The organism is Variovorax sp. P4_B10 (assembly GCF_056402375.1).
Genome location: NZ_JBFUHN010000012.1, coordinates 21,550 through 47,543, shown reverse-complemented (window position 1 = coordinate 47,543; position 25,994 = coordinate 21,550). Strand labels below are relative to the sequence as shown.

The 25,994-nt window shown below is 67.5% G+C and carries 21 protein-coding genes and 1 other RNA gene; 16 read left to right on the top strand and 6 right to left on the bottom strand.

From position 1 onward, the window contains the following. Positions 1–19 precede the first annotated feature (19 nt). Complete coding sequence (gene phoR / locus AC1DXX_RS08400; protein ID WP_478133718.1) at positions 20–1,357, top strand: phosphate regulon sensor histidine kinase PhoR; 1,338 nt, start codon at positions 20–22, stop codon at positions 1,355–1,357. Positions 1,358–1,361: 4 nt separating this feature from the next. Here phoR and AC1DXX_RS08395 read toward each other — a convergent pair whose 3' ends face one another. From AC1DXX_RS08395 to AC1DXX_RS08385, 3 genes are all read right to left on the bottom strand, one after another. Next, positions 1,362–2,705 (bottom strand): MATE family efflux transporter, encoded by a 1,344-nt coding sequence (locus tag AC1DXX_RS08395; protein WP_478133717.1) that lies wholly within the window; start codon positions 2,703–2,705, stop codon positions 1,362–1,364. A 3-nt stretch (positions 2,706–2,708) separates the two neighbouring features. Further along, entirely contained in the window at positions 2,709–4,436 is a 1,728-nt protein-coding gene (locus AC1DXX_RS08390) for a hypothetical protein (RefSeq protein ID WP_478133716.1), read from the bottom strand. A gap of 96 nt (positions 4,437–4,532) precedes the next feature. Beyond that, on the bottom strand, positions 4,533–4,802 hold the full coding sequence (locus AC1DXX_RS08385) for a type B 50S ribosomal protein L31 (RefSeq protein ID WP_007836661.1): 270 nt from the start codon (positions 4,800–4,802) through the stop codon (positions 4,533–4,535). A gap of 156 nt (positions 4,803–4,958) precedes the next feature. Between AC1DXX_RS08385 and AC1DXX_RS08380 the strand changes: the two genes are divergently transcribed. Continuing rightward, on the top strand, positions 4,959–6,026 hold the full coding sequence (locus AC1DXX_RS08380) for an oxidoreductase (RefSeq protein ID WP_478133715.1): 1,068 nt from the start codon (positions 4,959–4,961) through the stop codon (positions 6,024–6,026). Positions 6,027–6,080: 54 nt separating this feature from the next. On the opposite strand, the gene rho is transcribed toward AC1DXX_RS08380, so the two are convergent. Beyond that, complete coding sequence (gene rho, locus AC1DXX_RS08375; RefSeq protein ID WP_478133714.1) at positions 6,081–7,346, bottom strand: transcription termination factor Rho; 1,266 nt, start codon at positions 7,344–7,346, stop codon at positions 6,081–6,083. Positions 7,347–7,528: 182 nt separating this feature from the next. After that, complete coding sequence (trxA, locus tag AC1DXX_RS08370) at positions 7,529–7,861, bottom strand: thioredoxin TrxA (RefSeq protein WP_478133713.1); 333 nt, start codon at positions 7,859–7,861, stop codon at positions 7,529–7,531. Between the two features lie 157 nt (positions 7,862–8,018). Here trxA and AC1DXX_RS08365 point away from each other — a divergent pair, with 157 nt between their 5' ends. The 6 genes from AC1DXX_RS08365 (at position 8,019) to AC1DXX_RS08340 (ending at position 18,234) form a co-directional block, all read left to right on the top strand. After that, entirely contained in the window at positions 8,019–10,664 is a 2,646-nt protein-coding gene (locus AC1DXX_RS08365) for a PD-(D/E)XK nuclease family protein (protein WP_478133712.1), read from the top strand. After that, complete coding sequence (locus tag AC1DXX_RS08360) at positions 10,661–13,915, top strand: UvrD-helicase domain-containing protein (RefSeq protein WP_478133711.1); 3,255 nt, start codon at positions 10,661–10,663, stop codon at positions 13,913–13,915. The genes AC1DXX_RS08365 and AC1DXX_RS08360 overlap by 4 nt, the downstream gene beginning before the upstream one ends. Further along, positions 13,912–15,156, top strand: coding sequence for a TIGR03862 family flavoprotein (locus AC1DXX_RS08355; RefSeq protein WP_478133710.1), 1,245 nt, complete (start codon positions 13,912–13,914; stop codon positions 15,154–15,156). Before AC1DXX_RS08360 ends, AC1DXX_RS08355 begins: the two co-directional genes overlap by 4 nt. A gap of 79 nt (positions 15,157–15,235) precedes the next feature. Next, positions 15,236–17,149, top strand: a complete 1,914-nt coding sequence (locus AC1DXX_RS08350; protein ID WP_478133709.1) for a galactose oxidase-like domain-containing protein — start codon at positions 15,236–15,238, stop codon at positions 17,147–17,149. Positions 17,150–17,182: 33 nt separating this feature from the next. Beyond that, positions 17,183–17,629 carry a hypothetical protein gene (locus tag AC1DXX_RS08345; protein ID WP_478133708.1) on the top strand — a complete coding sequence of 149 codons (447 nt, stop codon included), beginning with the start codon at positions 17,183–17,185 and terminating at the stop codon, positions 17,627–17,629. After that, complete coding sequence (locus AC1DXX_RS08340; RefSeq protein WP_478133707.1) at positions 17,626–18,234, top strand: SCO family protein; 609 nt, start codon at positions 17,626–17,628, stop codon at positions 18,232–18,234. The genes AC1DXX_RS08345 and AC1DXX_RS08340 overlap by 4 nt, the downstream gene beginning before the upstream one ends. Positions 18,235–18,305: 71 nt before the next feature. On the opposite strand, the gene ffs is transcribed toward AC1DXX_RS08340, so the two are convergent. After that, an RNA gene (ffs, locus tag AC1DXX_RS08335) (signal recognition particle sRNA small type) lies at positions 18,306–18,402 on the bottom strand. Between the two features lie 177 nt (positions 18,403–18,579). On the opposite strand from ffs, the gene dnaX reads away from it, so the two are divergent. The 8 genes from dnaX (at position 18,580) to AC1DXX_RS08295 (ending at position 25,989) form a co-directional block, all read left to right on the top strand. Next, positions 18,580–20,433 carry a DNA polymerase III subunit gamma/tau gene (gene dnaX, locus AC1DXX_RS08330; protein WP_478133706.1) on the top strand — a complete coding sequence of 618 codons (1,854 nt, stop codon included), beginning with the start codon at positions 18,580–18,582 and terminating at the stop codon, positions 20,431–20,433. A gap of 66 nt (positions 20,434–20,499) precedes the next feature. Continuing rightward, positions 20,500–20,832 carry a YbaB/EbfC family nucleoid-associated protein gene (locus AC1DXX_RS08325; RefSeq protein ID WP_007836669.1) on the top strand — a complete coding sequence of 111 codons (333 nt, stop codon included), beginning with the start codon at positions 20,500–20,502 and terminating at the stop codon, positions 20,830–20,832. Positions 20,833–20,839: 7 nt separating this feature from the next. Further along, entirely contained in the window at positions 20,840–21,430 is a 591-nt protein-coding gene (gene recR, locus AC1DXX_RS08320; RefSeq protein ID WP_478133705.1) for a recombination mediator RecR, read from the top strand. 49 nt (positions 21,431–21,479) lie between these two features. Continuing rightward, a complete protein-coding gene (locus AC1DXX_RS08315; protein ID WP_478133704.1) occupies positions 21,480–21,872 on the top strand; it encodes an MAPEG family protein in 393 nt (130 codons plus the stop codon). Positions 21,873–22,020: 148 nt separating this feature from the next. Continuing rightward, entirely contained in the window at positions 22,021–23,055 is a 1,035-nt protein-coding gene (locus tag AC1DXX_RS08310; protein WP_478133703.1) for an ABC transporter substrate-binding protein, read from the top strand. A gap of 73 nt (positions 23,056–23,128) precedes the next feature. Continuing rightward, a complete protein-coding gene (locus tag AC1DXX_RS08305; RefSeq protein ID WP_478133702.1) occupies positions 23,129–23,944 on the top strand; it encodes an ABC transporter ATP-binding protein in 816 nt (271 codons plus the stop codon). Position 23,945: 1 nt separating this feature from the next. Further along, the gene (locus tag AC1DXX_RS08300) at positions 23,946–24,779 is read left to right on the top strand and encodes an ABC transporter permease (RefSeq protein ID WP_478133701.1); all 834 of its coding nucleotides are present in this window, start codon (positions 23,946–23,948) and stop codon (positions 24,777–24,779) included. A 25-nt stretch (positions 24,780–24,804) separates the two neighbouring features. Then, positions 24,805–25,989, top strand: a complete 1,185-nt coding sequence (locus AC1DXX_RS08295) for a low temperature requirement protein A (RefSeq protein WP_478133700.1) — start codon at positions 24,805–24,807, stop codon at positions 25,987–25,989. Positions 25,990–25,994: the final 5 nt, after the last annotated feature.

The window sequence follows — 25,994 nt, the reverse complement described above, 5'->3', positions numbered from 1 at the left end:
GCGCGGATAATCGCCCGCCATGCCCTTCCGAATTGCTACATTTTTAATAGCGTCTCTCGCAGTGGGTGCGGGCGCTGTCGCCATTTTGGGCTGGAAGTTCGGCTGGCTGGGCGCCTGGCTGGGCGCGGTGTTGTGGCTGGCGCTCGATGCCTGGCGCGCCGAACGGCTGCTGCAGGTGCTGCGCAACGACGCGGCAGGCCTGCCGACCCGGGCTCCGGGCGTGTGGGGCGAACTCTCCGAGCGCATCCGCAAGCTGCTGCGCGACCGCGAGCAGCAGACGCGGCAGGCCGAAGACCGCCTGCAGGAATTTCTGGCTGCCATCCAGGCATCCCCCAACGGCGTGATCCTGCTCGACGAGCAGGGCCGGATCGAGTGGTGCAACCAGACGGCGGCCAGCCAGTTCGGCATCGATGCGGAGCGCGACCTGCTGCAGCACCTGGCCAACCTCGTGCGCGATCCGGCCTTCGTGGCGTACCTGGCTTCCTGGAATTACAGCCGCGATGTGGTCATCGACGCCTCCGGGCCCGGGCATGCGCATCAACGCAGCCATCCTGTGCGGTTGTCGGTGCAGGTGCACCCCTACGCGGGCAACCGCCGCATGCTGCTCACGCGCGACATCACGGCACTGGAGCAGGCCGAAGCGATGCGGCGCGATTTCGTGGCGAACGTGTCGCATGAAATACGCACACCGCTGACCGTGCTGGCGGGGTTTGTCGAAACGCTGCAGAACCTGCCGCTCGATGCGGACGAGCGCACGCGGTATCTCTCGCTGATGGGGCAGCAGTCGCACCGCATGGAAACGCTGGTGAACGACCTGCTGACACTGTCGCGGCTGGAGGGCAGCGCGGCGCCGTCGGGCAACCAGTGGATCCGCATCCGCGCCTTGCTCGCGCAGTGCGAGGACGAAGGCCGCGGCCTGTCGGGCCGGCTCGCGCCGCTGGGCCATCGCCTGTCGTTCACCATCGACGCCGAGTCCGAGGTATCGGGCGCGCCGACCGAGCTGCAGAGCGCGATGTCGAACCTGCTGAGCAACGCGATCCGCTACACCCCCGGCGGTGGCGAGGTGGCGGTGAGCTGGCGGGTGCTGCCCGATGGCCGCGGCGAATACGCGGTGCGCGATACGGGACCTGGCATCGCAGCAGCGCACATTCCACGGCTGACCGAGCGCTTCTATCGCATCGACCGCAGCCGCTCGCGCGAGACCGGCGGCACGGGGCTGGGCCTGGCGATCGTGAAGCACATCGCGCAGCGGCACGGTGCCGAGCTGCGCATCGAGAGCGCGGTGGGCAAGGGAAGCCGGTTTGCGCTGGTGTTCCCGGCCACGCGGGTCCGGGAGGCCCGGGTGCTGGCGAAGTGAGCCTTCAGGCTGCCTGCTTCGTCATCGTCCACCGCAGCAGCGCGCCGAACAGCAGGGCCGCCAGTGCCAGCGCGCCGGCGCTCATGATCCAGAACGCCAGCGGCGACTGCATCGCGGCCCAGGGCCCCAGGCCGCGATAGGCAAGCAGGTAGCTCCCGCCGAGTCCCAGGCCCCAGAGCATCGTGCAGTAGATGACCAGCGGCGCCAGCGTCACCCGGTAGCAGCGCAGCACGAACACGCAGAGCGTCTGCAGGGCATCGGCGACGTGATAGACCGCGACGACCAGCAGCAGCGCAGCGGCCAGGGCCATCACGGCGGGGTTGTCCGAATACACGTTGGCGAGCCGATGGCGCAGCGTGACCATGGCACCTGCATAGAGCAGCGCGCACAGCGCCGTCAGCTCGAAGCCCAGCCGGCAGGCGTGCCGGGCTTTCGCCGCATCGCCGGCACCGAGCCAGAAGCTCACACGCGCGCTGGTCGCGATGGCCAGCGAGAGCGGCATCATGTAGGCCACCGCCAGCAGGTTCGAAGCGATCTGGTGCGCGGCCGCCGCCGTGGTGCCCAGGCGCGCGATGAACAGCGCCATCAGCGTGAACGAGGTCACTTCCACCAGCACCGCCAGGCCGCCCGGCACGCCCAGCCGCGCGAACTGGCGGATCTGGTGCCAGTCGGGCGCCTCGATGCGTTCCCAGAGCTTGTAGCCGCGGTAGAAGGGGAGCTTGCGCAGCAGCCAGACGGCGCAGCCGAACATGGCCCAGTTCACGCACAGCGTGGCCCAGGCGCAGCCCACGAGCCCCATCGCCGGCAGGCCTGCGCCGCCGAAGGTGAACCAGATCGAGAGCGGCAGCTTCACCACCAGCGAGGCCAGTTGCAGCCAGGTCACGAGCTGCGGCTTGCCAAGGCTCTGGTTCAGCGTGCTGAACAGGCGAAAGAGCAGGGAGGGAGCGAGCGCGAAGGCGAGCACCGCCAGGTAGGCCTCGACCTCGCCGCGCATGTCCGCAGGCACCTGGGTCCATCGCAGGGCGGCACCCGGCAGCAACAGCACCACCATGCCGACCACGATGGCGATGGTGGCCAGGTAGAGCGATTGCCGCACCGAGCGGCCGACTTCGCCGTTGCGGCCTGCGCCATGCAGTTCGGCCCACGCCGGGAGCAACGCCTGCAGCACGCCCATGAGCGAGACGTACACGCTGATGAAGATGGCCGCGCCGACCGAGAGGGCGGCCAACGCGCCTTCGGAGTAGCGGCCCGCGATGATGGTGTCGCTGACGCCGAAGGCCATCACGGCCAGCTGGCCGGCCAGCACCGTGCCGGCATGGCGTGCGATCAGTCCCCGTTCGCCCGCCACGGGTCAGGGCACGATCTTTTGGTAGAGCAGCAGGTCGTCTGCGGCGCTGCTGGGGCGGCGCAGGGTGCCGCTGAAGCGCCATTGCTCGAGGGAAATGATGGTGTGGAGCCGCTCGATCGTGTCGGGGCTCACCAGCAGCCAGGGGCAGTTGGTGCCGAGCAGCAGCGGCTGCAGGTTGAAGTTGCCGTGGTGGCGCAGCGCAGCGACGTGCGGCCGGCTGAGCGCCAGTTCGGCGATGCAACTCGGCTGGCCCACCCGCTCGGCCACGGCGCGCACCTGGGGCAGGTAGCTGCGTGCGTAGTCGATCGGGGGCAGCCAGAGCGTCATCAGCAGCATCCAGCAGAGAGCGGTGCCGCCAGCCGGCAGCACCAGCGTCTTCCAGAGCGCGGAACGGTGACGCCCGGTGCGCCAGCGCACCAGCCAGCACCACGCGATGGTCGCGGCCAGCGCAAGCACGAACGCAATCGGCGAGAACTCGGCCACGAAGCCGGGCACCAGCCGCGCCACGCTGGCTGCCGGCTTGGGCGGCACGCCGGTCTGCATGGCGATCCAGTAGACCCAGCCCAGCACGGCCAGGCCGCTGAAGAAGAGCACGTTGAACCAGTCGATCAGCGCCGCTGCGCTGCGGCGGAAGGTCGGCAGCGCAAAGGCTGCCAGCGTTGCGAAGGCGGGCAGGGCCAGCAGCAGCGAGCGGTCGGAGTAGTCGGTGGTCCAGGTAGCGGCCAGCGGCACCAGTGCGAACCAGAACGGCAGCGCGACGTGGCGCGCCGTGAGCTGGTGCCGCCAGCGCCAGAGCGTCCAGATGGCGAGCGGCCAGACCGGCCAGGTGAACCACAGCAACAGCTTGCCCTGGCTGCGTATCTCGCTGAGCACCGAGTTGCCGTCCAGTGTGATCTTCCATTGCGACAGGCCGAGGCTGAACACCAGCACCGCGGCGAGCGCGGCGATGCCGGCCATCGTGGCGAGGGCGCCGAGGGTGTAGCCCGGGCCATCGTCGGCGCTGGCATCTGCCCCCGCTTTGGCGGTGCGCCGCCGCTCGTAGGCGATGTACAGCGCACTGCCGATGGCGAGGGCAAGGCCGACCGTCGGTGCGCCGCTCAGCGTCATGCCGAGCGTGCCCACCACCAGCGCAATCACCGGACCCACGCGGCGATACGGCAGTGCAGCCACGCCGTAGAACAGGTGTGAGGCGAAGTACAGCTGCGCCAGCGCGGGCGTGGTTTCGTGCCCGAGCTGGGCCAGGCCCAGGCTGGCGATCAGTGCGAGCAGGCCGCCATCGGCAATGGCGCGCGCGTAGTCGGTCGGTCGCGCTTCGCCGCCGAAGGCAAAGGCAACGGGCTGGGCGCGTGCCGTGCGGGCAAGGTAATAGACGGCGTACCAGGTGGCGGTGAAGGTGCCCCACAGCAGCAGTGCGAAGACGAATCGCACGGCCAGGTCGGGGTTCAGCCACGAGGGGGCGATCTTGATCGCCAGGGCGCCGATCCAGTAGGGGACCAGCGCGGGCGTTTCGGGCTGCATGCCCAGCAGCAGGGGATCGAACCAGCGCGCGATGCCTTCGGTGCTGCGGGCCAGTTCGGCCATGTAGCCGAAGGCGGTGATGTCAGCGCTCTTCCACGGCCCGCGGCCGACGAGGCCCGGCAGCAGATAGGCCGCGCACAACAGCAGCAGCGCAATGCGCGGCAACCGGCGCACGGCATTCTGGGCAACGATCGCGGGAGTGGGCTGGTTCAAAGGGCGAGAGGCGGGGGAGAAAGGGGAGAGAAGTATCCCGGAAAGAAAAAGGGCAGCGCGGTAAACCGGGCTGCCCTCGACGCCAAAGCGCGTGCTTTACTTCGAAGCAGCGCCGGTGGTCTTGCCGAAGCGGTTGCGGAACTTCTCGACGCGACCGCCCATGTTGTCGACCGACTTTTGCGTGCCGGTGTAGAACGGGTGCGATTCGCTCGTGGTGTCGAGCTTGAACAAGGGCAGCTCGCGGCCGTCGTCGGTCTTGCCCATTTCCTTGGTGTTCGCGCACGAACGGGTCACGAACTTGAAACCGTTCGACATGTCGACGAACAGAATTTCGCGGTAATTCGGGTGGATGCCTTCTTTTGCCATGGTCTTTCCTTTGGGGTCGTTGCGAGAGCCACAAGCGCGCCAACTGTTGGCGGYTGTCCCGTGGGAACGGGATCGCCGGGCAAGACGCCCGGCTGCACTTTTCGCGGAGCCAGCGATTATCGCATACTGGCCGTTTTGAGCAAAAGTGGCCCACAGATGACTTCCACAGCGTTGCGCGCCGGCCTCGTCGGCTACGGTTTTGCCGGCCAGACCTTCCATGCGCCCGTGCTTTCGGCCGTTCCGGGGCTCGAATTGGCTGCCGTCGCCAGTTCGCAACCGCACAAGGTCCACGCGGACTGGCCGGGCGTGGCCGTGGTGCCCGACGTGGCGGCGCTCGTGGCCCGGGCGGACATCGACCTGGTCGTTGTGGCCACCCCCAATGCCCAGCACCATCCGGTCGCCAGGGCGGCCCTGGAGGCCGGCAAGCACGTGGTGGTGGACAAGCCTTTCACGCTCGATGTGGCCGAAGCCAGGGAACTCGAACTGTTGGCTAAGCGCAACAATCGTGTCCTGGCGGTCTATCAGAACCGGCGTTTCGACGCCGATTACCTGACGCTGAAGGACGTGCTGGCGAGCGGCGAACTGGGCCGTCCGGTGTACCTGGAGTCGCATTTCGACCGTTTCCGGCCCGAGGTGCGCGAGCGCTGGCGCGAGCAGCCGGTGCCCGGCTCGGGCCTTTGGGTGGATCTGGGCGCCCATCTGGTCGACCAGGCGGTGCAGCTGTTCGGCCGGCCCGATACGCTGCAGCTCGATACGGCCGCCCTGCGCGACGGGGCGCTGGTCGAAGACTATTTCCACGCCGTGCTGCGCTACGAAAGCGGCCCCCATGCGCCCCTGCGCGTGGTGCTGCACGCCACGACGCTGGCGGCCCAGGCGGCGCCGCGCTACATCGTGCACGGCACGCGTGGCAGCTACGTCAAGCACGGCGTCGACACGCAGGAAGATGCGCTGCGCGCTGGGGAGCGACCGCCAGCCGCGGGGTGGGGCGCCGATCCGCTCGACGGCGAACTCACGCTGATCGGCAGCGATGGAGCGCCGCACTTTCGCGCCGTGCCAACGCGGGCCGGCAACTACGTCGACTACTACGCTGCGGTCCGCGATGCGATCCTCGGCAACGGTCCGAACCCCGTTCCGCCCGAGCAGGCCGTCGCACTGATGGAGTTGCTCGACATCGGCCGCCAGAGCGCCGCCGAAGGCCGCGCCATCCGCATCGCACGCCCATGAAAAAAGCGCGTTGACCCGTGAGGGCCAACGCGCTTTTGCGGGAGAGCGTGGTGCTCAGCCGCCGCGACGCATCATGTCGAAGAACTCGACATTCGTTTTCGTCGCCTTCATGTTCTTGAGCATCAGCTCCATCGACTCGATCTCGTCCATGTTGTACATGAGCTGACGCAGGATGCGGGTCTTCTGGAGGATCTCGGGTGCCAGCAGCAATTCTTCGCGGCGCGTGCCGCTGCGGTTGAGCTGGATCGAGGGGAACACGCGCTTTTCGTACAGGCGGCGATCGAGGTGGATTTCGGAGTTGCCGGTGCCCTTGAACTCTTCGAAGATCACTTCGTCCATGCGGCTGCCGGTGTCGATCAGCGCGGTGCCGATGATGGTCAGCGAGCCGCCTTCTTCCACGTTGCGCGCGGCACCCAGGAAGCGCTTGGGGCGCTGCAGCGCGTTCGAATCGACACCGCCCGTGAGCACCTTGCCCGACGAGGGCACGACGTTGTTGTAGGCCCGGGCGAGGCGGGTGATCGAGTCGAGCAGGATCACCACGTCCTTCTTGAGTTCGACCAGGCGCTTGGCGCGTTCGATCACCATTTCGGCGACGTGGACGTGGCGTGCGGCGGGCTCGTCGAAGGTCGAAGCGATGACTTCGCCCTTCACGGTGCGCTGCATTTCGGTCACTTCTTCAGGGCGCTCGTCGACGAGCAGCACCATCATGTGGACGTCGGGGTAGTTGGCGCTGATCGCGTGGGCGATGTGCTGCATCATCACCGTCTTGCCGCTCTTGGGCGGCGCCACGAGCAGGGCGCGCTGGCCCTTGCCGATGGGGGCGATGATGTCGATGATGCGGCCCGTGATGTTCTCGTCGCCCTTGACGCCGTCGCGCTCCAGCTTCATCTGTTCCTTGGGGAACAGCGGCGTCAGGTTCTCGAACATCACCTTGTGCTTGTTCTGCTCGGGCGGACCGTCGTTGACCTTGTCGAGCTTGGTCAGCGCGAAGTAGCGCTCGCCGTCCTTGGGCGTGCGCACTTCGCCTTCGATCATGTCGCCGGTGTGCAGGTTGAAGCGCCGCACCTGGCTGGGCGAGATGTAGATGTCGTCGGTGCTGGCGGTGAAGCTGGTGTCGGGGCTGCGCAGAAAGCCGAAGCCGTCGGGCAGGATTTCGAGCACACCGTCGGCGAAGACCTGTTCGCCGGCCTTTGCGCGCTTCTTGATGATCGCGAACATCAGCTCCTGCTTGCGCATGCGGCCGACGTTTTCGATCTCAAGCGCTTCAGCCTGCTTGAGGACTTCAGACACGTGGAGTGCCTTGAGTTCGTTTAAGTGCATGGAATGACCCCTCGCGGGGTAATCGAACGGAAAACGGGGGGAGGTTGAATGTGTAGCGAGAACTGCTGCACTAACCGGGGAACTCGAACCGGTTGCCTGAAAGGGCCGGTGATCTGTGGGAGATTATGACAGGAAAAACGCTCCGGCCAAGCGCATTGCGCGCTGGCCGGATCAAATGTCTCTTAAGCGAGTTGCTGGTCGATGAAGGCCGTGAGTTGCGCCTTGCTCATGGCGCCGACCTTGGTGGCGGCCAATTGGCCGTCCTTGAAGAGCATGAGCGTCGGGATGCCGCGGATGCCGAACTTGGCGGGGATGTCGCGGTTTTCGTCGACATTCAGCTTGGCGATCTGCAGCTTGCCTTCGTAGGTGGTCGAGACTTCGTCGAGGATCGGAGCGATCATCTTGCAGGGGCCGCACCACTCGGCCCAGTAGTCGACCAGCACCGGCTGGCTGGACTTGAGCACGTCGGCTTCGAAGGAGGAATCGGAGATGTGTTTGATCAGGTCGCTGGCCATGTGAAGTGTCCTTGTGCGCAGAGAGTTTCGGTGCAGCTAAAGTGCAGGTCATTGTGACAGAAACCAAGAGGTGACGTGCCATGCGGGGACGCTATGGCGGCGATAGCCAAAGCCCCTGCGGGTCACGTCAACGCGCTCTCAAACCCCTCGATAGAACATGAACGAAGGCCACCCCGTCCAGGCCCTGTGGTGCGACCCCGCCGACGGCATCGTCGCGCGGATCGTCCGTGCGCTCGCCGAAAGCGAGCTGCATGCGGCGCGCACCGTGGTGCTGGTGCCCTATGCCCAGCTGATGGGCGTGGCGCACGGCATGTGGGCGCGCTGCGGCAGCCCCGGCTTCGTGCCGCGCTTCGAAACCACGCACAACTGGGCGCGCAGCGCGGGCGGCTTTCTGCCGTCGGGCTACGACATCGCGTTCGACATGGCGCGCGACCTGATCACGGCCCAGGCGCTGCTGTCGCAGGCTGGTTTCAATGCCGAACGCTTTGCACTGGCCGGGCGCGTGGTCGAACTGGTCTATCAATTGGCGCCGCTCGCGGCCGCCGCATTGCCGGAGGCGCGCAGCGGCGAATGGGCGGGGCGTGCGGCGCAAGTGGCCGAGGCGGGCAGCGAGTCGGAATGGTTCCGCATCGAAAGCGCGCTGATCCGCATCGCTGTCGCCTGGGCCGCGAATTCGGGCTATGCCACCGATGTGCTGCTGCGCGATACCGCACGTGCCCAGGTCGATGCGCTCATCGTGCTCGAAGGCTTCCAGACCGATCCGCTGACGCAGACGCTTTGTTCCCTGTGGGGCGAGCGTGCACTGCATCTTTCATTGGCGCCTGCCAATTCGCCCGTGGATCCTGCGGCTGCGCATGTGGCGGCAGACCCGGAAGACGAAGCCGAGCTCGCCGCAGCCTGCGTGCTTCGCCATCTGGCCGAGGGTCGCGCGCCGGTCGCGCTCATTGCAACCGACCGTGCGCTCACGCGCCGCATCAGCGCGCAGCTCAAGGCGCAAGGCGTCGTCACGCACGACGAAACCGGCTGGAAGCTCTCGACCACGCGCGCCGCCGCTACGCTGATGAGCGCATTGCGCGCCTGCGCCCACGACGCTGCCAGCGACCAGGTGCTCGAATGGCTCAAGAGCGGTGCCGATGGCGACGCGCTGGCCGTGCAGGCGCTCGAAGCGCGGTTGCGTCGCGAAGGATTGCGCGACTGGTCGGCCTGGTGCGCGCTGGTGGCCCGCAGCGAGAAGCCGCAGGACATCGCGCTGCTGCCTTTCACCGAGGGGATCGAAGCACGCCGTGCGCCGATGGCGAAATCGAGGCCTGTGGCCGAATGGCTGCGCGCCTTGCGCGAACTGCTGGAAGCCAGCGGGCAATGGACGCCGCTGGCCGACGACCTCGCAGGCGGAAAGGTGATCGCCGCGCTGTGGCTCGATGCCGATGCGCATGGCGACGCGGACGAATTCCCCGGCGGCCGCCACACCCTGGCCGAGTTCACCGCCTGGGTGCGCGACGTGCTCGAAGACGCGAGCTTCGTGCCGCCTGCCGGCGACCAGGCGCCCAGGGTGATCGTGCTGCCGCTGTACCAGCTGCTGGGCCGCGCGTTCGGCGCCGTGGTCATCCCCGGCTGCGACGACCGCCGCCTGCCCGCATCGCCTGAGCCGCCCGGCAACTGGAGTGCGGCCCAGCGCCTCGAACTGGGCTTGCCCTCGCGAGAGATCCTCGAAGCCGCGCAGCGCGCAGCCTGGGCCGCGGCCCTGCACAACCCCTGGTGCGAACTGATCTGGCGTCAGTCCGACGCCAGCGGCGAGCCGATCCGTCCGAGCCCGCTGGTGCAGGCGCTGCAGCTCGACCACGTGCTGCAGCCCGCAGCCGACCCGCGCACGGAGCGCGACGTGGCCGTGCAGCCCACGCTGTACCCCACGCCGTCGGGCGCCTTGCTGCCGCTCGAGAAAATCTCGACCAGCGTGTACGAAGACTTGCGCCGCTGCCCCTATCGCTTCTTCGCCTTGCGGCAATTGGGGCTGCGCAGCGCCGACGAACTCGATGTCGAAGTCGACAAGCGCGACTTCGGCAACTGGCTGCATGCCGTGCTCGGGCATTTTCACGAAGCATTGGTCGAAGCACCCACGCAGGATGCGCAAGAACGCGCCGCACTCATCTCCGAAGCCGCCCAACGCGCCACGCGCGAGTACGGCCTCTCCGATGCCGAGTTCCTGCCCTTTGCCGCGGCATGGCCGGCGGTGCGCGACGGCTACCTCGAATGGCTGGCCGGGCACGAGGCGGGCGGGGCGGTGTTCGTCGAATCCGAACCCTGGAAGGAGCAGCCGCTGGGCAACCTGCGACTGATCGGTCGCCTGGATCGGATCGACCGCACATCCGACGGGCAGTCGTTCGTGATCGACTACAAGACCGAGTCCTCCAACGTCACCAAGGAACGCGTCAAGGACCCGACCGAGGACACTCAGCTCGCGTTCTACGCGGCCCTGGTGGCCGACGACACCTTGCGCGCAGCCTACGTCAACGTCGGCGAGAAATCCTCCGGCACGCAGACCGTCGAGCAGCCCGCGGTGGTCGAAGCCCGCGATGCGCTCGTGGCCGGAATCATCAATGACTTCACCCGCATCGCGGAGGGCGCAGCACTGCCGCCGCTGGGCGAGGGCGGGGTCTGCGACTACTGCGCCGCGCGCGGACTCTGCAGAAAAGACTTCTGGGGTGATGAAACCCCCCGGCTTGCCACTGCGTGTGCTTCGCCACCCCCCGAGGGGGCGGCGCCTCCGCCTTGGGGTGGCCCGGCGGTCGGAGGCGATACGAAGTGAACGGCGCTGCCTACGAACACAACGGCCAGCACGTTTCGCGCGAGGCCTTCTACACCGTCGCCTGCGATCCGCGGCGATCGGTCGCCGTCGAAGCCTGCGCCGGCGCAGGCAAGACCTGGATGCTGGTGTCTCGCATCGTGCGCGCGCTGCTCGAAGAGGGCGAGTCCGCCTGCGAGCCGCACGAGATCCTGGCGATCACATTCACCAAGAAAGCTGCGGGCGAGATGCGCGAGCGTCTCGACCAATGGCTCGAACAGTTTTCCAGGCTGAGCCCGGAAGAGCTGGTGGGCCAGCTCGTGATGCGCGGCGTCGAGCCTGCTGCTGCGCTGGCTGCCGTGCCGCGCCTGCAGGGTCTCTACCGGCGCCTGCTCGAAGGCGGCAGGCCGGTGCAATTCCGTACCTTCCATGCCTGGTTCGCGGGCCTTTTGCGCAACGCGCCGCTCGCGGTGTTGCGCGAGCTGGGGTTGCCGGCCAACTACGAACTCCTCGAAGACGATGCCGAGGCGCGAGGCCACACCTGGCGGCCTTTCTTCGAGGCGGTCACGGCCGACAAGAATGCGCTGGCCGACTATTACGCCGTCGTTGCCACGCATGGCCGTTCGCAGACGGCCAAGGCGCTGGGCGAGGCGCTCACGAAGCGGGTCGAGTTCTCGCTGGCCGATGCCGCAGGCGTCGTCGACAACGGGGTGCAGCCCGTCGGCGTCCTGTTCCCTTCCTATGCCGATGCGGCCGATCCAGCCCAGGTGCTGTTCGACACGCCGGCGATCCGCGATGCGCTGTGGGCTGCCGCGCAGGCATTGGGTCGTGCCAGCGCGGTCACTTTCTCGGCCAAGGGCAGCGAGCTGGAGCAGGCCATCGGCGCACGCCATGCGCAGGGCGTGCTCGATGCGCTGCTGACGCAAAAGGGCGAGGCACGCAAGTTCAGCGAAAAGCTCGCCGGCCTGGAGCAGGTGCGCATCGCGCAGGGTCATGCCATCGAACACAGTGCCGCGCAGGCCCAGCACGCGGCATGGCTTTTTCAGCAGCGCATGACGCGGCTCACGCGCCTGTTGATCGCTGCCTTCGCCGACGTCAAGCGCGCCCATGGCTGGGTCGACATGAACGACGTCGAACAGGCCGCGCAGCTGCTGCTCGGCCAGTCGGCGTTGTCGGGCTGGGTGCAGGAGCGGCTCGACGCGCGCATTGCGCACCTGCTGATCGACGAATTCCAGGACACCAACCCGCTGCAGTGGCAGGCGCTCTACGGCTGGCTCAGCGCCTACACCGGCGCGGGCGGCCGGGCGCCGCGCGTGTTCGTCGTGGGCGACCCGAAGCAGAGCATCTACCGCTTCCGCCGCGCCGAACCGCAGGTGTTCATCGCCGCGAAGAAGTTCGTGCGCGAAGGGCTCGACGGCGAGCTGCTCAATTGCGACCACACCCATCGCAACGCACGCGCCGTGGTGGGTCTGGTCAACCAGGCCATGCTGGCCGCGCAGGACGCGGGCGAGTTCGACGGCTACCGTGCGCACACCACGGAGCGTGGCGACGAAGGCGAGCTGCTCAAGCTGCCGGCCATCGATCGCGATGCGCTGGGCGCTGCCGCCGAAGCGGCACCCGCCGACGACGGCATGCTGCACTGGCGCGACAGCCTCGTCACGCCGCGCGTGCTGCCCGAAGAGCAACTGCTGCAGAAGGAATGCGAACAGGCCGCGCGCTGGGTCGCGCAGCGCATTGCCGACGGCACGCAACCCCGGCAGATCATGGTGCTGGCGCGTCGGCGCAGCCGGTTGTCCGCGATGCAGGACGCGCTGCGCCAGCGCCACATCCCCGTGCAGCAGCCCGAGAAGAACGAACTGCACGACGCGCCCGAGGTGCAGGACATGGTCGCGCTGATCGATGCGCTGGTGTCGCCTGCGCACGATCTTTCGCTGGCGCGGGCGCTGAAGTCGCCGTTGTTCAGTGTCGATGACGAGGCGCTGGTGCAGTTGGCCTTGCGGCAGCGCGAGCATCCGTCGTCGAGCTGGTTCGCATTGATCCAGAAGGGCGAGGGCCTGCCGCCGGTGCTGGTCGAGGCGGGCGCCAGCCTGAAGAAGTGGCAGCGCTGGCTGGTGACCTTGCCGCCCCACGATGCCATCGACGCCATCTTCCACGACGGCGACGCGCTGGCGAAGTTCGGCGCCGCCGTGCCCGCCGCCATGCGGCAGGGCGCGCTGGCGAATCTGCGCGGCCTGATGTCCGCATCGCTCGAGATCGAAGGCGCCCGCTTTGCCACGCCCTATGCGCTGGTGCGTGCCTTGCGTGCTGGTGGCGTGCGTGCGCCCTCCGTTGCGGCGCCCGATGCGGTGCAACTGCTGACCGTGCACGGCGCCAAGGGCCTGGAGGCCGATACCGTGCTGATGCTCGATTGCGATGCCGCACCACCGCGTGCGCAGACGATGGGCGTGCTGGTCGAGTGGAAGGGCAGCGACAGCGCGCCGACGCGCTTCGTGTTCCTTGCGAGCGAGAAGACGCCGCCGGCCTGCGCCGCTGCGTTGCTGGAAGAAGAGCAGCGCGCGCGCCATCGCGAGGAACTCAACGGCCTTTACGTGGCGACCACGCGGGCGCGCGAACGGCTGGTGCTGTCGTCGGTGCGCCCGGCGCGTGCCAACGAGGGCAGCTGGTGGACCCGGCTGGAATCGGCCTGCGAACCGGCCGAGGCCGATGAGCCGCTGGTCGCGCTGCCCACGGAGACCGGGGTGGCCAGCTTCTCGATGAAGCAGATGCCTTCGGTGCCTGTCGCCGCCGAGCTGCCGGCTGTCAAGAAGGCCGTGGACGCCACGGTCGACGCACGCGCCGCCGCCTTCGGCCAGGCCATGCACCGGCTGCTCGAATGGGCGGTGCCGGGTGAGGCGCTGCCATCGGCCCATGTGCGTGCGGCGGCCCGCGAGTTCATGCTCGAGCCCCAGCAGGCGCGCGGCGCTGCGACGCTGGCCGAACGCATCCGTGCGGGAGCGGGCGCCTGGGCGTGGGACGATCGCAGGGTCGACTGGCATGGCAACGAAGTCACGCTGGTCCACGAAGGCGAAACCCTGCGCATCGACCGACTGGTGCGCGAGCGCGAGAGCGGCGCCTGGTGGATCCTCGACTACAAATCCGCAGCGCACCCCGAACGGGACGCGACGTTGATCGCACAGATGCAGCGCTACCGCGTTGCCGTGCAACATGCCTACCCCGGTGCYACGGTCCGCGTCGCGTTCCTCACCGGGCAGGGCGAACTGGTAAATCTCGAATGACCCTTTCCCATACCGTCGCCGTGATCGGCGGCGGACCTGCCGGCCTGATGGCGGCTGAAGTTTTGAGCGCATCCGGTGCGCAAGTGCACCTGTACGACGCCATGCCCTCGGTGGGCCGCAAGTTCCTGCTGGCCGGCCGCGGCGGGCTGAACCTGACCCATTCGGAGCCCTTCGACGTGTTCATGAGCCGGTTCGGCGAGCGCCGTGCGCAACTCGAGCCGATGCTGGCGCAGTTCGGTCCGCAGCAGGTGCGTGAATGGGCGACCGGCCTTGGCATCGAGACTTTCGTGGGTACCTCGGGGCGCGTGTTTCCGACCGACATGAAGGCTGCGCCGTTGCTGCGTGCGTGGCTGCACCGGCTGCGTGCGGCTGGTGTGCAGTTTCATATGCGTCATCGCTGGCTCGGCGGCGAAAGCGCGCCATTCGACGCAGCCTCGTTGCGGTTCGCGACCCCCGTCGGCGAGACCTTGGTGAAGGCCGATGCCGTGGTGCTTGCACTGGGCGGTGCAAGCTGGGCGCGGCTCGGTTCCGATGGCGCGTGGGCGCCGTGGCTGCAGGCGCGCGGTATCGACATCGCGCCGCTGCAGCCCGCCAACTGCGGCTTCGACGGAGCCGGATGGAGCGAACATTTCGCGAGCCGTTTCGCGGGCCAGCCGTTCAAGTCGGTCGCTATTTCGTTCACCGACAGCCAGGGGCGCCGCTTCGCGCGCAAGGGCGAGTTCGTTGCAACCGCGACCGGCATCGAAGGCAGCCTGATCTATGCGGCCTCGGCCTTGCTGCGCGACGAGATCGCCGCGCAAGACAGCGCGACGCTGCTGCTCGATCTGCTGCCCGACCGCAGCGTCGAGCAGGTGCTGGCCGCAGTGAAGCATCCGCGCGGTGCCCGGTCGCTCAGCAGCCATCTGAAGAGCCGGCTGGGGCTGGAGGGCATCAAGGCCGGCGTGCTGCACGAGGCGCTGAGCCGCGAGGCGATGCAAGACCCCGCGCAACTGGCAGCGACGATCAAGGCCGTGCCGCTGCGGCTGGTCGCAACCCGGCCCATCGACGAAGCCATCAGCACCGCAGGCGGCGTGCGCTTCGAGGCGCTCGACGAACGGCTCATGGCCAGCGCGGTGCCGGGCGTGTTCGTGGCGGGAGAAATGCTCGACTGGGAGGCGCCGACCGGCGGCTACCTGCTGACGGCGTCGATGGCCAGCGGGGCGGCTGCGGCGCGCGGAGCGATCAAGCAGCTGGGTCTTTGAGGGTATAACTGAATACTTTTGTATTGTTTATTGCGCGCGCAAGGAATAAGCTGCGATCAGACAAAATAAAGGAGCAGCGATGACCAGCGTTCCATCGCCGCGCGCCGCGCGCGGGCTTGCTTATGCATCCCTGGTGTTCCTGGTTTGGTCCGGCGGTGACGCAGGAGGCGGCGCCCACGCGCAGGGCGCAAATCCGACGCCGGCGGGCACGTCCGCATCGGCAAGCAAGCCGGCRCCACCAGACGGACAGCCGGCGTCCCTCACCAGTCCGTCSCCCGGCACCAAGTTCGCCAGCCGCAGCGCGACCTTCGTCTGGAACAACACGGGTGCCAACCAGTATGGCTTGACGATCCTGTCGGCCTCTTCGGCGACACCCGTGGTGGACACATCGACAAGTGCGACAACGCTGACGGTGACAAACCTTCCCATAGACGGCGCGGGGCTCGTGGTCCGGCTGCGCTCCCGATTCAAGGGGAAGTGGCTGCCGGCCAACGAGTACCTGTTCACGGCAGCCGGATACACCGCAGCGCAATCGACCGCCGCGGTGAAGCCCTGGTCCGATCCGATCGCGCTGCCACTCGTGCCCGCATCGGCCGCCAACCTCCCCGACGGCAAGCTGCTGCTGTGGGCAGCCCGCTCGCCCACCAGCTTCAGCACGAGCAGCAGCGAGGCGTACACCTACACCTCGGTGTTCGACCCCGTCACGCGAAGCGCCAGCCCGCTGGTGGTCACGGCCACCGGCCACCAGATGTTCTGCCCTGGCCTGAGCATGCTGGCCGATGGCAGCGTGCTGGTCAGCGGCGGCAGCGATGCGACGAAGACCTCGATCTACGACCCGGCGCTGGGCGGCTGGGTGACGGGTGCGCAACTCGGCATTGCACGTGCCTACCAGGCGAGCACGACGATGTCCGACGGCTCCGTGTTCACAGTCGGCGGGTCGTGGAACGGCGGGCAGGGCGGCAAGTACGGCGAGGTGTGGTCGGCCGACACCAAGACCTGGCGCACGCTGTCCGGCGTACCGGCCAACATGCCCGATGCGAGCAATGTCTCGAACCCGCCGCTGGCCGGCCCGGACGCGGCCGGGGTCTACCGGGGCGACAACCACATGTGGCTGTTCGGCGCCGCCAACGGCTGGGTATTCCACGCCGGGCCTGCTGCCGCAATGCATTGGATCGACACGCGCGGCAGCGGCGCCATCCTGCAGGCCGGGCCACGCAGCGACGACCCCTATGCCATGACCGCCAGCGCCGTGATGTACGACATCGGCAAGATCCTCAAGCTCGGCGGCGCGCCCAACCACGACAGCGGCAACGCCTTCAAGACCGCCTACATCATCGACATCAGCGCGGGCGCGCCGACGGCGCCCACGGTGCGCAAGCTTTCGCCGATGGCCTATGGCCGAACCTTTGTCAACAGCGTGGTGCTGCCTAACGGCGAGGTGTTCGTGATAGGCGGACAGACGCAGCCCGTTCCGTTTTCCGACTCCTACAGTGTGCTGGCGGCCGAGCTGTGGAGCCCGGGGCTGGAGAGCTTCATCACGGTGCCGCCGATGCAGAAACCGCGCAACTATCACAGCGTGGCCCTGCTGCTGCCGGACGGACGCGTGCTGGCGGGCGGCGGCGGGCTRTGCGACTGTGCGGGCGACCACCCGGATGCGGAGATCTACACGCCTCCGTACCTGCTGGCGAGCGACGGTTCGCCGGCGTCCCGCCCGGCCATCACGGCCGCGCCGGCCAGCGCCACATGGGGGAGTCAGATCGCCGTGGCGACCGACCGCGCAGCGGCCCACTTTGCGCTGGTGCGCATGGCATCGGCCACTCACTCGGTCAACACCGATCAGCGCCGCATCCCGCTGTCATTCACGGGCACGGCAGGCAACTACCAGTTGGGCATTCCGACCGATCACGGGACGGTGCTGCCGGGCAACTACATGCTGTTCGCACTCGACAGCAGCGGCGTGCCGAGCGTGGCGCGCACCATCAACATCCGGTAGCGGCCGGCGCGCTTCGCGAAGCCGAGGCTTTCGATGATGATGCTGGCGCYGGCGCTCGGAACCGCACTGGCCGTTGGCCCGGCGTGGTCCGGAAAGCCTGAAGCCGCCGTGCCTTCCTCGGTGGCGCGTGGCGCGCGCCTGTTCGATGGCACCGAGCCACTCGCCGGCACGCTGTCCGGCCACAGCACGCCGCTGCCGGGCGCAGCGACGCGCTGCATCCAGTGCCACGCGGGCCCCGGCAAGTCCACTGCCGCTGTCTCCGGTTTCGCGCCGCCGCTCGACCGGCGCCAATTGCGCGAAGTCCTCCCGCGCCGCGGCGGCCCGCCCGTCGCGTACGAGCGCGCATCCTTCTGCCGCACGCTGCGCACCGGCATCGACCCGGCCCATGTCGCGCTGCCCCGAGCCATGCCGCGCTTCGATGCCGACGAAGGCCAGTGCGCGGCGTTGTGGGACTACCTGACGCAAGCCCTTTCTCAATGAACCCAATGAACGCGCGGAGCCCCTTCATACCCTCGCGGGTTGCATCCCGCGGGCGCCGGCGCCTGCTTGCCGCCGGTGCACTGGCGTGGCTGGGTGTGCCTCCGGCCCGCGCAAACACCAGCATCGGCCCGGTGCTGCCGGCGGTRCCGGCTCCGGCCCTGCCGCTGCGGCGCCACGACGGCGCCACACCGATGCTCGCGGCGCAGTTGCGAGGCGCTCCAACCGCCGTTCAATTGATGTTTACCGGATGCAGCACGGTCTGCCCGATCCAGGGGGCCCTGTTCTCGACGCTGCAGGCGGCATTGCTGTCGGAGCGCTACACGGCGGTGCACCTGCTGTCGCTGAGCATCGACCCGCTGTCCGACGACCCTGTTGCACTGAGCGCCTGGTTGCGGCGCTTCGGCGCAAGGCCAACGTGGAGCGCGGCGGCGCCAGCCCCCGAGGCACTTGAGTCGATGCTCTCGCTGTTCACGGGAGGCGCGGCAGCGGGCGACCGCCATACCGGCCAGGTTTATCTGTTCGATCGTCACGCCCGGCTGGTCTGGCGAACCAGCGAATTGCCGCCGACCGAAGAGGTCATGGCCGGACTACGGCAGATTGGTTAGTTGGATGCAGCGGCTGCGGATTCGGCGCCGGTGAGGGGGCCGCCAGCCATGCCTCGTCCTTTTGATGTTAGGTTGACGAGCCTTACCCCTGGCACTGACTACGCAGTTAGGGCTGCTTGGTTCCCCACCTGACCCGGTTGGCCACTTCACCATGCAGGGAGGCCCGTCAAGGCTTATTGTAACCCCCCAGGATGCGCGCACTTCGTGTCGCTTCTCCTTCCCCCTGCTGGGGGCGACACCGGAGGCCCGGCGAAGCCGGTTCCTCGGTGTCCCACGAAAAGGCCAGCCCTTTTTGATTGGCGCGTGGGCTCGGATCATGGCGCCGCGCCTTTTAGAATGCCCGCAATGTCTTATCTCGTGCTCGCTCGCAAGTTCCGTCCGAAAACCTTCGGTGAGATGGTCGGTCAGGGGCATGTGGTGCAGGCGCTCGAGAACGCACTGACCACGCAGCGCCTGCATCACGCCTATCTCTTCACCGGCACGCGGGGCGTGGGCAAGACCACGGTTTCGCGGATTCTGGCGAAATCGCTCAACTGCCAGGGGCCGGACGGGCAGGGCGGGATCACCGCCACGCCTTGCGGCGTCTGCCAGGCGTGCCGCGATATCGATTCGGGTCGCTTCGTCGACTACACCGAGCTGGACGCGGCATCGAACCGCGGCGTGGACGAGGTGCAGTCGCTGCTCGAGCAGGCGGTGTACAAGCCGGTGCAGGGGCGCTTCAAGGTCTTCATGATCGACGAAGTGCACATGCTCACCAACACCGCGTTCAACGCGATGCTGAAGACGCTCGAAGAGCCGCCGGAATACCTCAAGTTCGTGCTCGCCACCACCGATCCGCAGAAGGTGCCCGTCACCGTGCTGTCGCGCTGCCTGCAGTTCAACCTGCGGCCGATGGCGCCCGAGACGGTGCTCGAACACCTGACGAGCGTGCTGCAGACCGAACAGGTGCCGGCCGAGCCGCAGGCCTTGCGGTTGCTGGCGCGTGCCGCGCGCGGTTCGATGCGCGATGCGCTGTCGCTCACCGACCAGGCCATCGCCTTCGGCAACGGCGAGCTGCTCGAAACCGGCGTGCGCCAGATGCTCGGCAGCGTGGACCGCGGCCATGTGTTCAAGCTGATCGAGGCGCTGGCACAGGGCGACGGCAAGACGGTGGTCGACACCTCCGAGGCGCTGCGCCGCGACGGCATGTCCGCCGCTTCCACGCTGGAAGAAATGACCGCGGTGCTGCAGGCCATGGCCGTGCTGCAGGCGGTGCCTTCGCGCGCGGAGTCGGCAGATTCGGCCACCGACCCTGATGCGGCCGAAACGGCACGCCTCGCGTCGCTGATGCCAGCCGACGAAACGCAATTGCTCTACAGCCTGTGTCTGCACGGCCGCGGCGAGCTGGGCCTGGCGCCCGACGAGTACGCAGCGCTGACCATGGTGCTGCTGCGGCTGCTGGCCTTCAAACCTTCCAACGCGGCTGCTTCGACAGCTTCCACGGAAAAAAAAACTCTGAATGAAGCCCAGGTCGCGGCGCCGAGGGCTCCGGCCCCTGTCGCGACCCCGGCGCCCGCGGCCGAATCACAGCCTGCACCAGCTCCCACCCCGCCTGTGCCGGCGCCCACGGTTGCGCCGCACACGGCATCTCCGGTCCCCGCGGGGCATCGTCTTGCCGTGGTCGACGAACCCTTGCGGCAGTCGGAACCCAGGACCGCCTCCACGGATGCCCCAGCCAAGGTCGTCGGCGTGCCGATGCGCGTTCAGCCGCCGCCGGGCCTGCGCGATGCGCCGCGTGCCGATGAGCAGCGCGGTCCTTCGACGCCCATTCCACCCAGCGAGGATGGCGATTTCTGGTACGCCACCGTCACGCAGCTCGTGGCGGCCGAAACCATCACCGCCCTCGCGCGCGAACTCGCGCTGCAGTCGCAGTTGGTGGGACGCGACACCGACCAGTGGATCCTGCGCATCGAGCGCGAAACGCTCAACCAGCCTTCCAGCCGCGAGAAGCTGACCGTTGCGCTCAACGGCCTTGGCCACGACATCAAGCTCGCGATCGAAATCGGCGGCGTGGTCGACAGCCCCGCGCGCCGCAACAGGCAGGCGGCCGACGAGCGCCAGCGCGTGGCCGAGGAGGCCATTCACAGCGACCCCGAGGTGCAGATGCTGATGCGCGACTTCGATGCGAAGATCGTGCCCGGAACGCTGCGGCCGGCCTGAGGCGGGCACTGCCGCCGGGTCTCGTATCCTTCACCCATTCTCTTCACAACCTACACAGGACCAACGATGTTCAACAAAGGACAACTGGCCGGCCTCATGAAGCAGGCGCAGGCAATGCAGGACAACCTCAAGAAGGCCCAGGAAGAACTGGCGCACATCGAGGTCGAAGGCGAATCCGGCGCCGGCCTCGTCAAGGTCGTCATGACTTGCAAGCACGACGTCAAGCGCATCACCATCGACCCGAGCCTCCTGGCCGACGACAAGGACATGCTCGAAGACCTCGTGGCCGCAGCCTTCAACGCCGCGGTGCGCAAGGCCGAGGAAACCAGCGAGCAGAAGATGGGCAAGCTCACGGCTGGCATGCCGGGCCTCCCGCCTGGCATGAAGCTGCCGTTCTGAGCCATTGATGGCCGACGCCAGTTCGCTCGACGCCCTGGTCGATGCGCTGCGCCGCCTGCCCGGTGTCGGCGTCAAGTCGGCCTCGCGCATGGCGTTTCACCTGCTGCAGCACGACCGCGAGGGCGCGCAGCTGCTGTCGCGCGCATTGCAGCAGGCGGCCGGCAATGTGCGGCATTGCGAACGCTGCAACACCTTCACCGAGGCACCGATCTGCAACGTGTGCCTCGACGCGCGCCGCGACGCGACCAAACTCTGCGTGGTGGAGACACCCGCCGACCAGGCGGCGCTCGAGCGCACCGGCGCTTTCCGCGGCTATTACTTCGTGCTGATGGGCAAGCTCAGTCCGCTCGACGGCATCGGCCCCAAGGACATCGGCCTGCAGAAGCTGTTCGACCGCGCGCTCGACGGCACGGTGAGCGAAGTCATCCTCGCCACCAACTTCACCGCCGAGGGCGAAGCCACCGCGCACGTGATCGGCGAAGCGCTCAAGCAGCGCGGCCTCAACGTGACGCGCCTCGCGCGCGGCGTGCCGGCCGGCAGCGAACTCGAATACGTGGACCTCGGCACCATCGCGCACGCACTGGTGGACCGCCGATAGCACGCCCGCAGCGGCCGTTGCAGCCGCTGCCGAACGGAGACAACGCGACATGACTCTTTCCCTGCTCACGCTCGCCTACTGGTGCGTGTTCATCGCCTGCGGCCTRCCGTATCTCGCGGCATGGATCGCCAAGGCCGGCGGTTTCGGTCCGCGCGACAACATGCATCCGCGCGACTGGGCCGCGAAGCAGAGTGGCTGGCGCGCGCGTGCGAACAGCGCACAGGCCAACAGCTTCGAAGGACTTCCGTTCTTCATCGGCGCGGTGATCATTGCGCACCAACTTGGCGTTGCACAGGCGCGGCTCGACATGCTGGCCGTGACCTATGTCGTTCTGCGTGTGATCTACATCGCGATCTACATCAAGGGCATTGGCGCAGTGCGCAGCGCGGTCTGGGCGCTCGCATTTCTCGTCAACGTCGCGATTCTTTTTCTCGCGAAATAAGCCGCGACAGGGCATTCGGCACAAGCCCCGCGGTGGCCTTCGTGCTTACGTGGAAACCCGCACGGGATGACCCCGATGCAGGCAACAGGGGCGCACCCCTAAGCTCGATTCACCTCACAAGAATCGAAGAGCCCGCAGGATCCGCTTCATGCTTCATCGCAGAACCCTCATCACCGCCTCCGCAGTCGCTGCCGCAACGATTGCGCTGCCACGGGTTTTTGCGCAAGCCAAGCTGGAAAAGACAAAGGTTTCCATCGCAGTCGGCGGCAAGGCCGCGTTCTACTACCTGCCCCTCACCATCTCCGAACAGCTCGGCTACTTCAAGGCCGAAGGGCTCGAGGTAGAGATCTCCGATTTCGCCGGCGGCGCGCGTGCGCTGCAGGCCGTGGTGGGCGGTTCGGCCGACGTGTGCTCCGGTGCCTACGAACACACCATCAACCTGCAGGCGAAGAACCAGTTCTTCCAGGCCTTCGTGCTGCAGGGCCGCGCGCCGCAGATCGCGGTGGGCGTGTCGACCAGGAACATGGCGGGCTACACCGGCATTGCCGACCTGAAGGGCAAGAAGATCGGTGTCTCGGCACCGGGCTCGTCGACCAACATGGTGGCCAACCTCGTGCTCTCGCGCGGCGGGCTCAAGGCCAGCGATGTGAGCTTCATCGGCGTGGGCGTCGCGGCCGGTGCGCTCACGGCACTGCGTTCGGGTCAGATCGATGCCATCAGCAACACCGACCCGGTGATGACGATGCTCGAGCAGAAGGGCGACGTGAAGATCATCAGCGACACGCGCACGCTCAAGGGCACGCAGCAGGTGTTCGGCGGGCCGATGCCCGCGGCCTGCCTCTATGCGCCGATCGACTTCATCCAGAAGAACCCCAACACCTGCCAGGCGCTGGCCAACGCCATCGTGCACGGCCTCAAGTGGCTGCAGACGGCCGGGCCGGGCGACATCATCAAGACGGTGCCCGAGACCTACCTGCTCGGCGACCGGGCGCTGTACCTTGCTTCTTTCGACAAGGTGCGCGAATCGATCGCCACCGACGGCCTCGTGCCGGCCGAGGGCCCCAAGACGGCGCTCACGGCCATCGCGAGCTTCGACACTTCCGTGAAGGCCGACAAGATCGATCTTGCCAGGACCTACACCAACGATTTTGCAAGGCGCGCGAAAGACAGGTTCAAAGCCTGACTCCGAACGTCCCGCGACCCGGCTTCGGCCGGGTTTTTTATTGTGGCGGCCGATGCCAGAATCCCTGCCAGACATGTCCGACTACGCACTCGAACTTCTCTCCATCAGTTGCACCTTCCACTCGAAGGACGATCCGGGCCAGCGCTACACCGCGGTGGCGGACACCACGCTGCGTATCCGTGCCGGAGAGTTCGTGTCGGTGGTGGGGCCCACGGGATGCGGCAAGTCGACATTGCTGAATGTGGGCGCCGGGCTGCTCGAACCTTCGTCGGGCGCGATCAAGGTCTTCGGTCAGACGCTCGCGGGCGTCAATGCGCGCGCCGGCTACATGTTCCAGACCGAGGCGCTGATGCCGTGGCGCAGCGCCATCGACAACGTGATGGTGGGGCTGCAGTACCGCGGCGTGCCGGACGCCGAGGCGCGCAAGCAGGCCGAGGCCTGGCTCTCGCGCGTGGGCCTCTCGGGTTTCGGTGATCGCTATCCGCACCAGCTCTCCGGCGGCATGCGCAAGCGCGTGGCGCTGGCGCAGACGCTGGTGCTCGACCCCGACATCATCCTCATGGACGAGCCCTTCAGCGCGCTCGACGTCCAGACACGGCAGCTGATGGAAAACGAGGTGCTCGACCTGTGGAGCGCAAAGAAGAAGGCGGTGCTGTTCATCACGCACGACCTCGACGAAGCCATTGCGATGAGCGACCGCGTGGTGGTGCTGTCGGCCGGCCCGGCGACGCACCCCATCGGCGAATTCGCCATCGACCTCGCGCGCCCGCGCGATGTGGCCGAGGTGCGCACGCAGCCGCGCTTCGTCGAACTGCACACCCAGATCTGGGAAGTGCTGCGCGACGAGGTGCTCAAGGGCTACGCGCAACAACTGAAGAAGGCGGCCTGAGATGAACCTCCGACTCGACGAACGCAATGCGCGCTTCTGGCAGTTGGTGCTGCTGGCGATCATCCTTGTGGGCTGGCATGTGGCGTCGCGCAACCAGCAGATCGCCTTTTTTCTCGGCGAGCCGATCCAGGTGGCGGGCCGCATCTGGAGCTGGTTCCTGCCGGTCGAGGTGCCGCCGAACCTGCTGTTTCCCGAAGGGCTGAAGGGCAATGCCGACATCTACCGGCACCTGGGCACCACGCTGCTCGAAACGGTGCTGGCCTTCGGCATCGGTACCGTGCTCGGCCTGGCCTGCGGGCTCTGGCTGGCGCTGGCGCCCACGGCGAGCCTGATCCTCGACCCCTACATCAAGGCCGCCAACTCGATGCCCCGCGTGATCCTGGCGCCGATCTTCGCGCTGTGGTTCGGCCTTGGCATCTGGAGCAAGGTGGCGTTGGCCGTCACGCTGGTGTTCTTCATCGTGTTCTTCAACGTCTACCAGGGCGTGCGCGAAGTGAGCCCGGTGGTGCTGGCCAACGCGAAGATGCTGGGTGCCAACCAGCGGCAGCTGCTGCGCACCGTGTACCTGCCCAGTGCCACCAGTTGGGTGTTCTCGAGCCTGCACACCTCGGTGGGGCTGGCCTTCGTCGGCGCGGTGGTGGGCGAGTACCTGGGCTCGGCGCGCGGGGTGGGCTACCTGATACTTCAGGCAGAGGGGACGTTCGACGTCAACACCGTCTTTGCCGGCATCGTCGTGCTGACGGCCTTCGCGCTGCTGCTCGACGGGCTTGTCGGGCTGATCGAGAAGCGCCTCATGAAGTGGCAGCCACGCAGCGGAGAAACCGAAAAACTCTAGCTGCCCGGAAGAAAGGGGAGAGGTCATGCCGAGCGAGAAGAATGAACAACCATCGACCTTGCGATCGCGCAGCGAGGCCGCCAGGGTCTCGAACGAAGAGCTGTTCTTCGACCTGGTCTATGCGTTCTCGGTCACGCAGCTGTCGCACTACCTGCTGGACCACCTGAGCCTGCTGGGCGCGCTGCAGACGCTGGTGATGTGGTTCGCCGTCTGGCTCGGATGGCAATACACCGCCTGGGCCACCAACTGGTTCAACCCAGGGTCGCTCCGCATCCGAGGCATGCTGTTCGGCGTGATGCTGCTGGCCATGGTGATGGCGTCGGCGCTGCCGGGCGCGTTTGCCGAGCGCGGGCTGGTGTTCGCTTCATGCTTCGCGGCCATCCAGGTGGGGCGCAGCTTCTGCATGCTGATCGCGGTCGGCTCCAAGAGCGAACTGGCGCCGAACTTCCGGCGCCTGCTGGCATGGAACTGCGTGGCGGCCGTGTTCTGGGTTGCGGGTGGCCTTGCCGAAGGGCCTGTGCGGCTCGGGCTCTGGTCCGTCGGCGTGCTGTGCGAATACGTCGCGCCGATGGTCGGGCTGATCTTTCCGGGGCTCGGCCGCTCGTCGACCGCGGAGTGGACCATCGACGGCGGCCATCTGGCCGAGCGCTGCCAGCTCTTCGTGATCGTGGCGCTGGGCGAGTCCATCCTGGCCAGCGGCATCGCGTTCGGCCATCACGCCGAGTGGCACTTGATCGACGTGTATGCGCTGCTCGTGGGATTCGCGGGCAGCCTGGCGATGTGGTGGATGTACTTCGACACCAGCGCCAAGGAGGCCACGCACGCGATCGAGCATTCGAAGGACCCGGGCCGCATGGGCGCTAACTTCCACTACACGCACGTGATCCTGGTGGCCGGCATCATCGTCTCGGCCGTGGCCGACGAACTGGTGATCGGGGAGGGCTCGCACCATGCCGAGCTCAAGTACCTCGGGCCGCTGCTGGGCGGCCCGGCCATCTACCTCTTCGGCAATGCGCTGTTCAAGCGGGTGGTGCGCGGCTTCCTGCCGCAGTCGCACCTCTACGGGCTGATCCTGCTCGCGGCGCTGGCAGCCTTCGCGTCGCACCTGTCGGTGCTGGTGGTGGGCACGCTCACCACGGTGGTGATGATCGCCGTGGCCACGCTCGAAGCCGTGGTGCGCCGCCGGGCGTGGGCCGCCCCGGCGCGTTGAAGAGG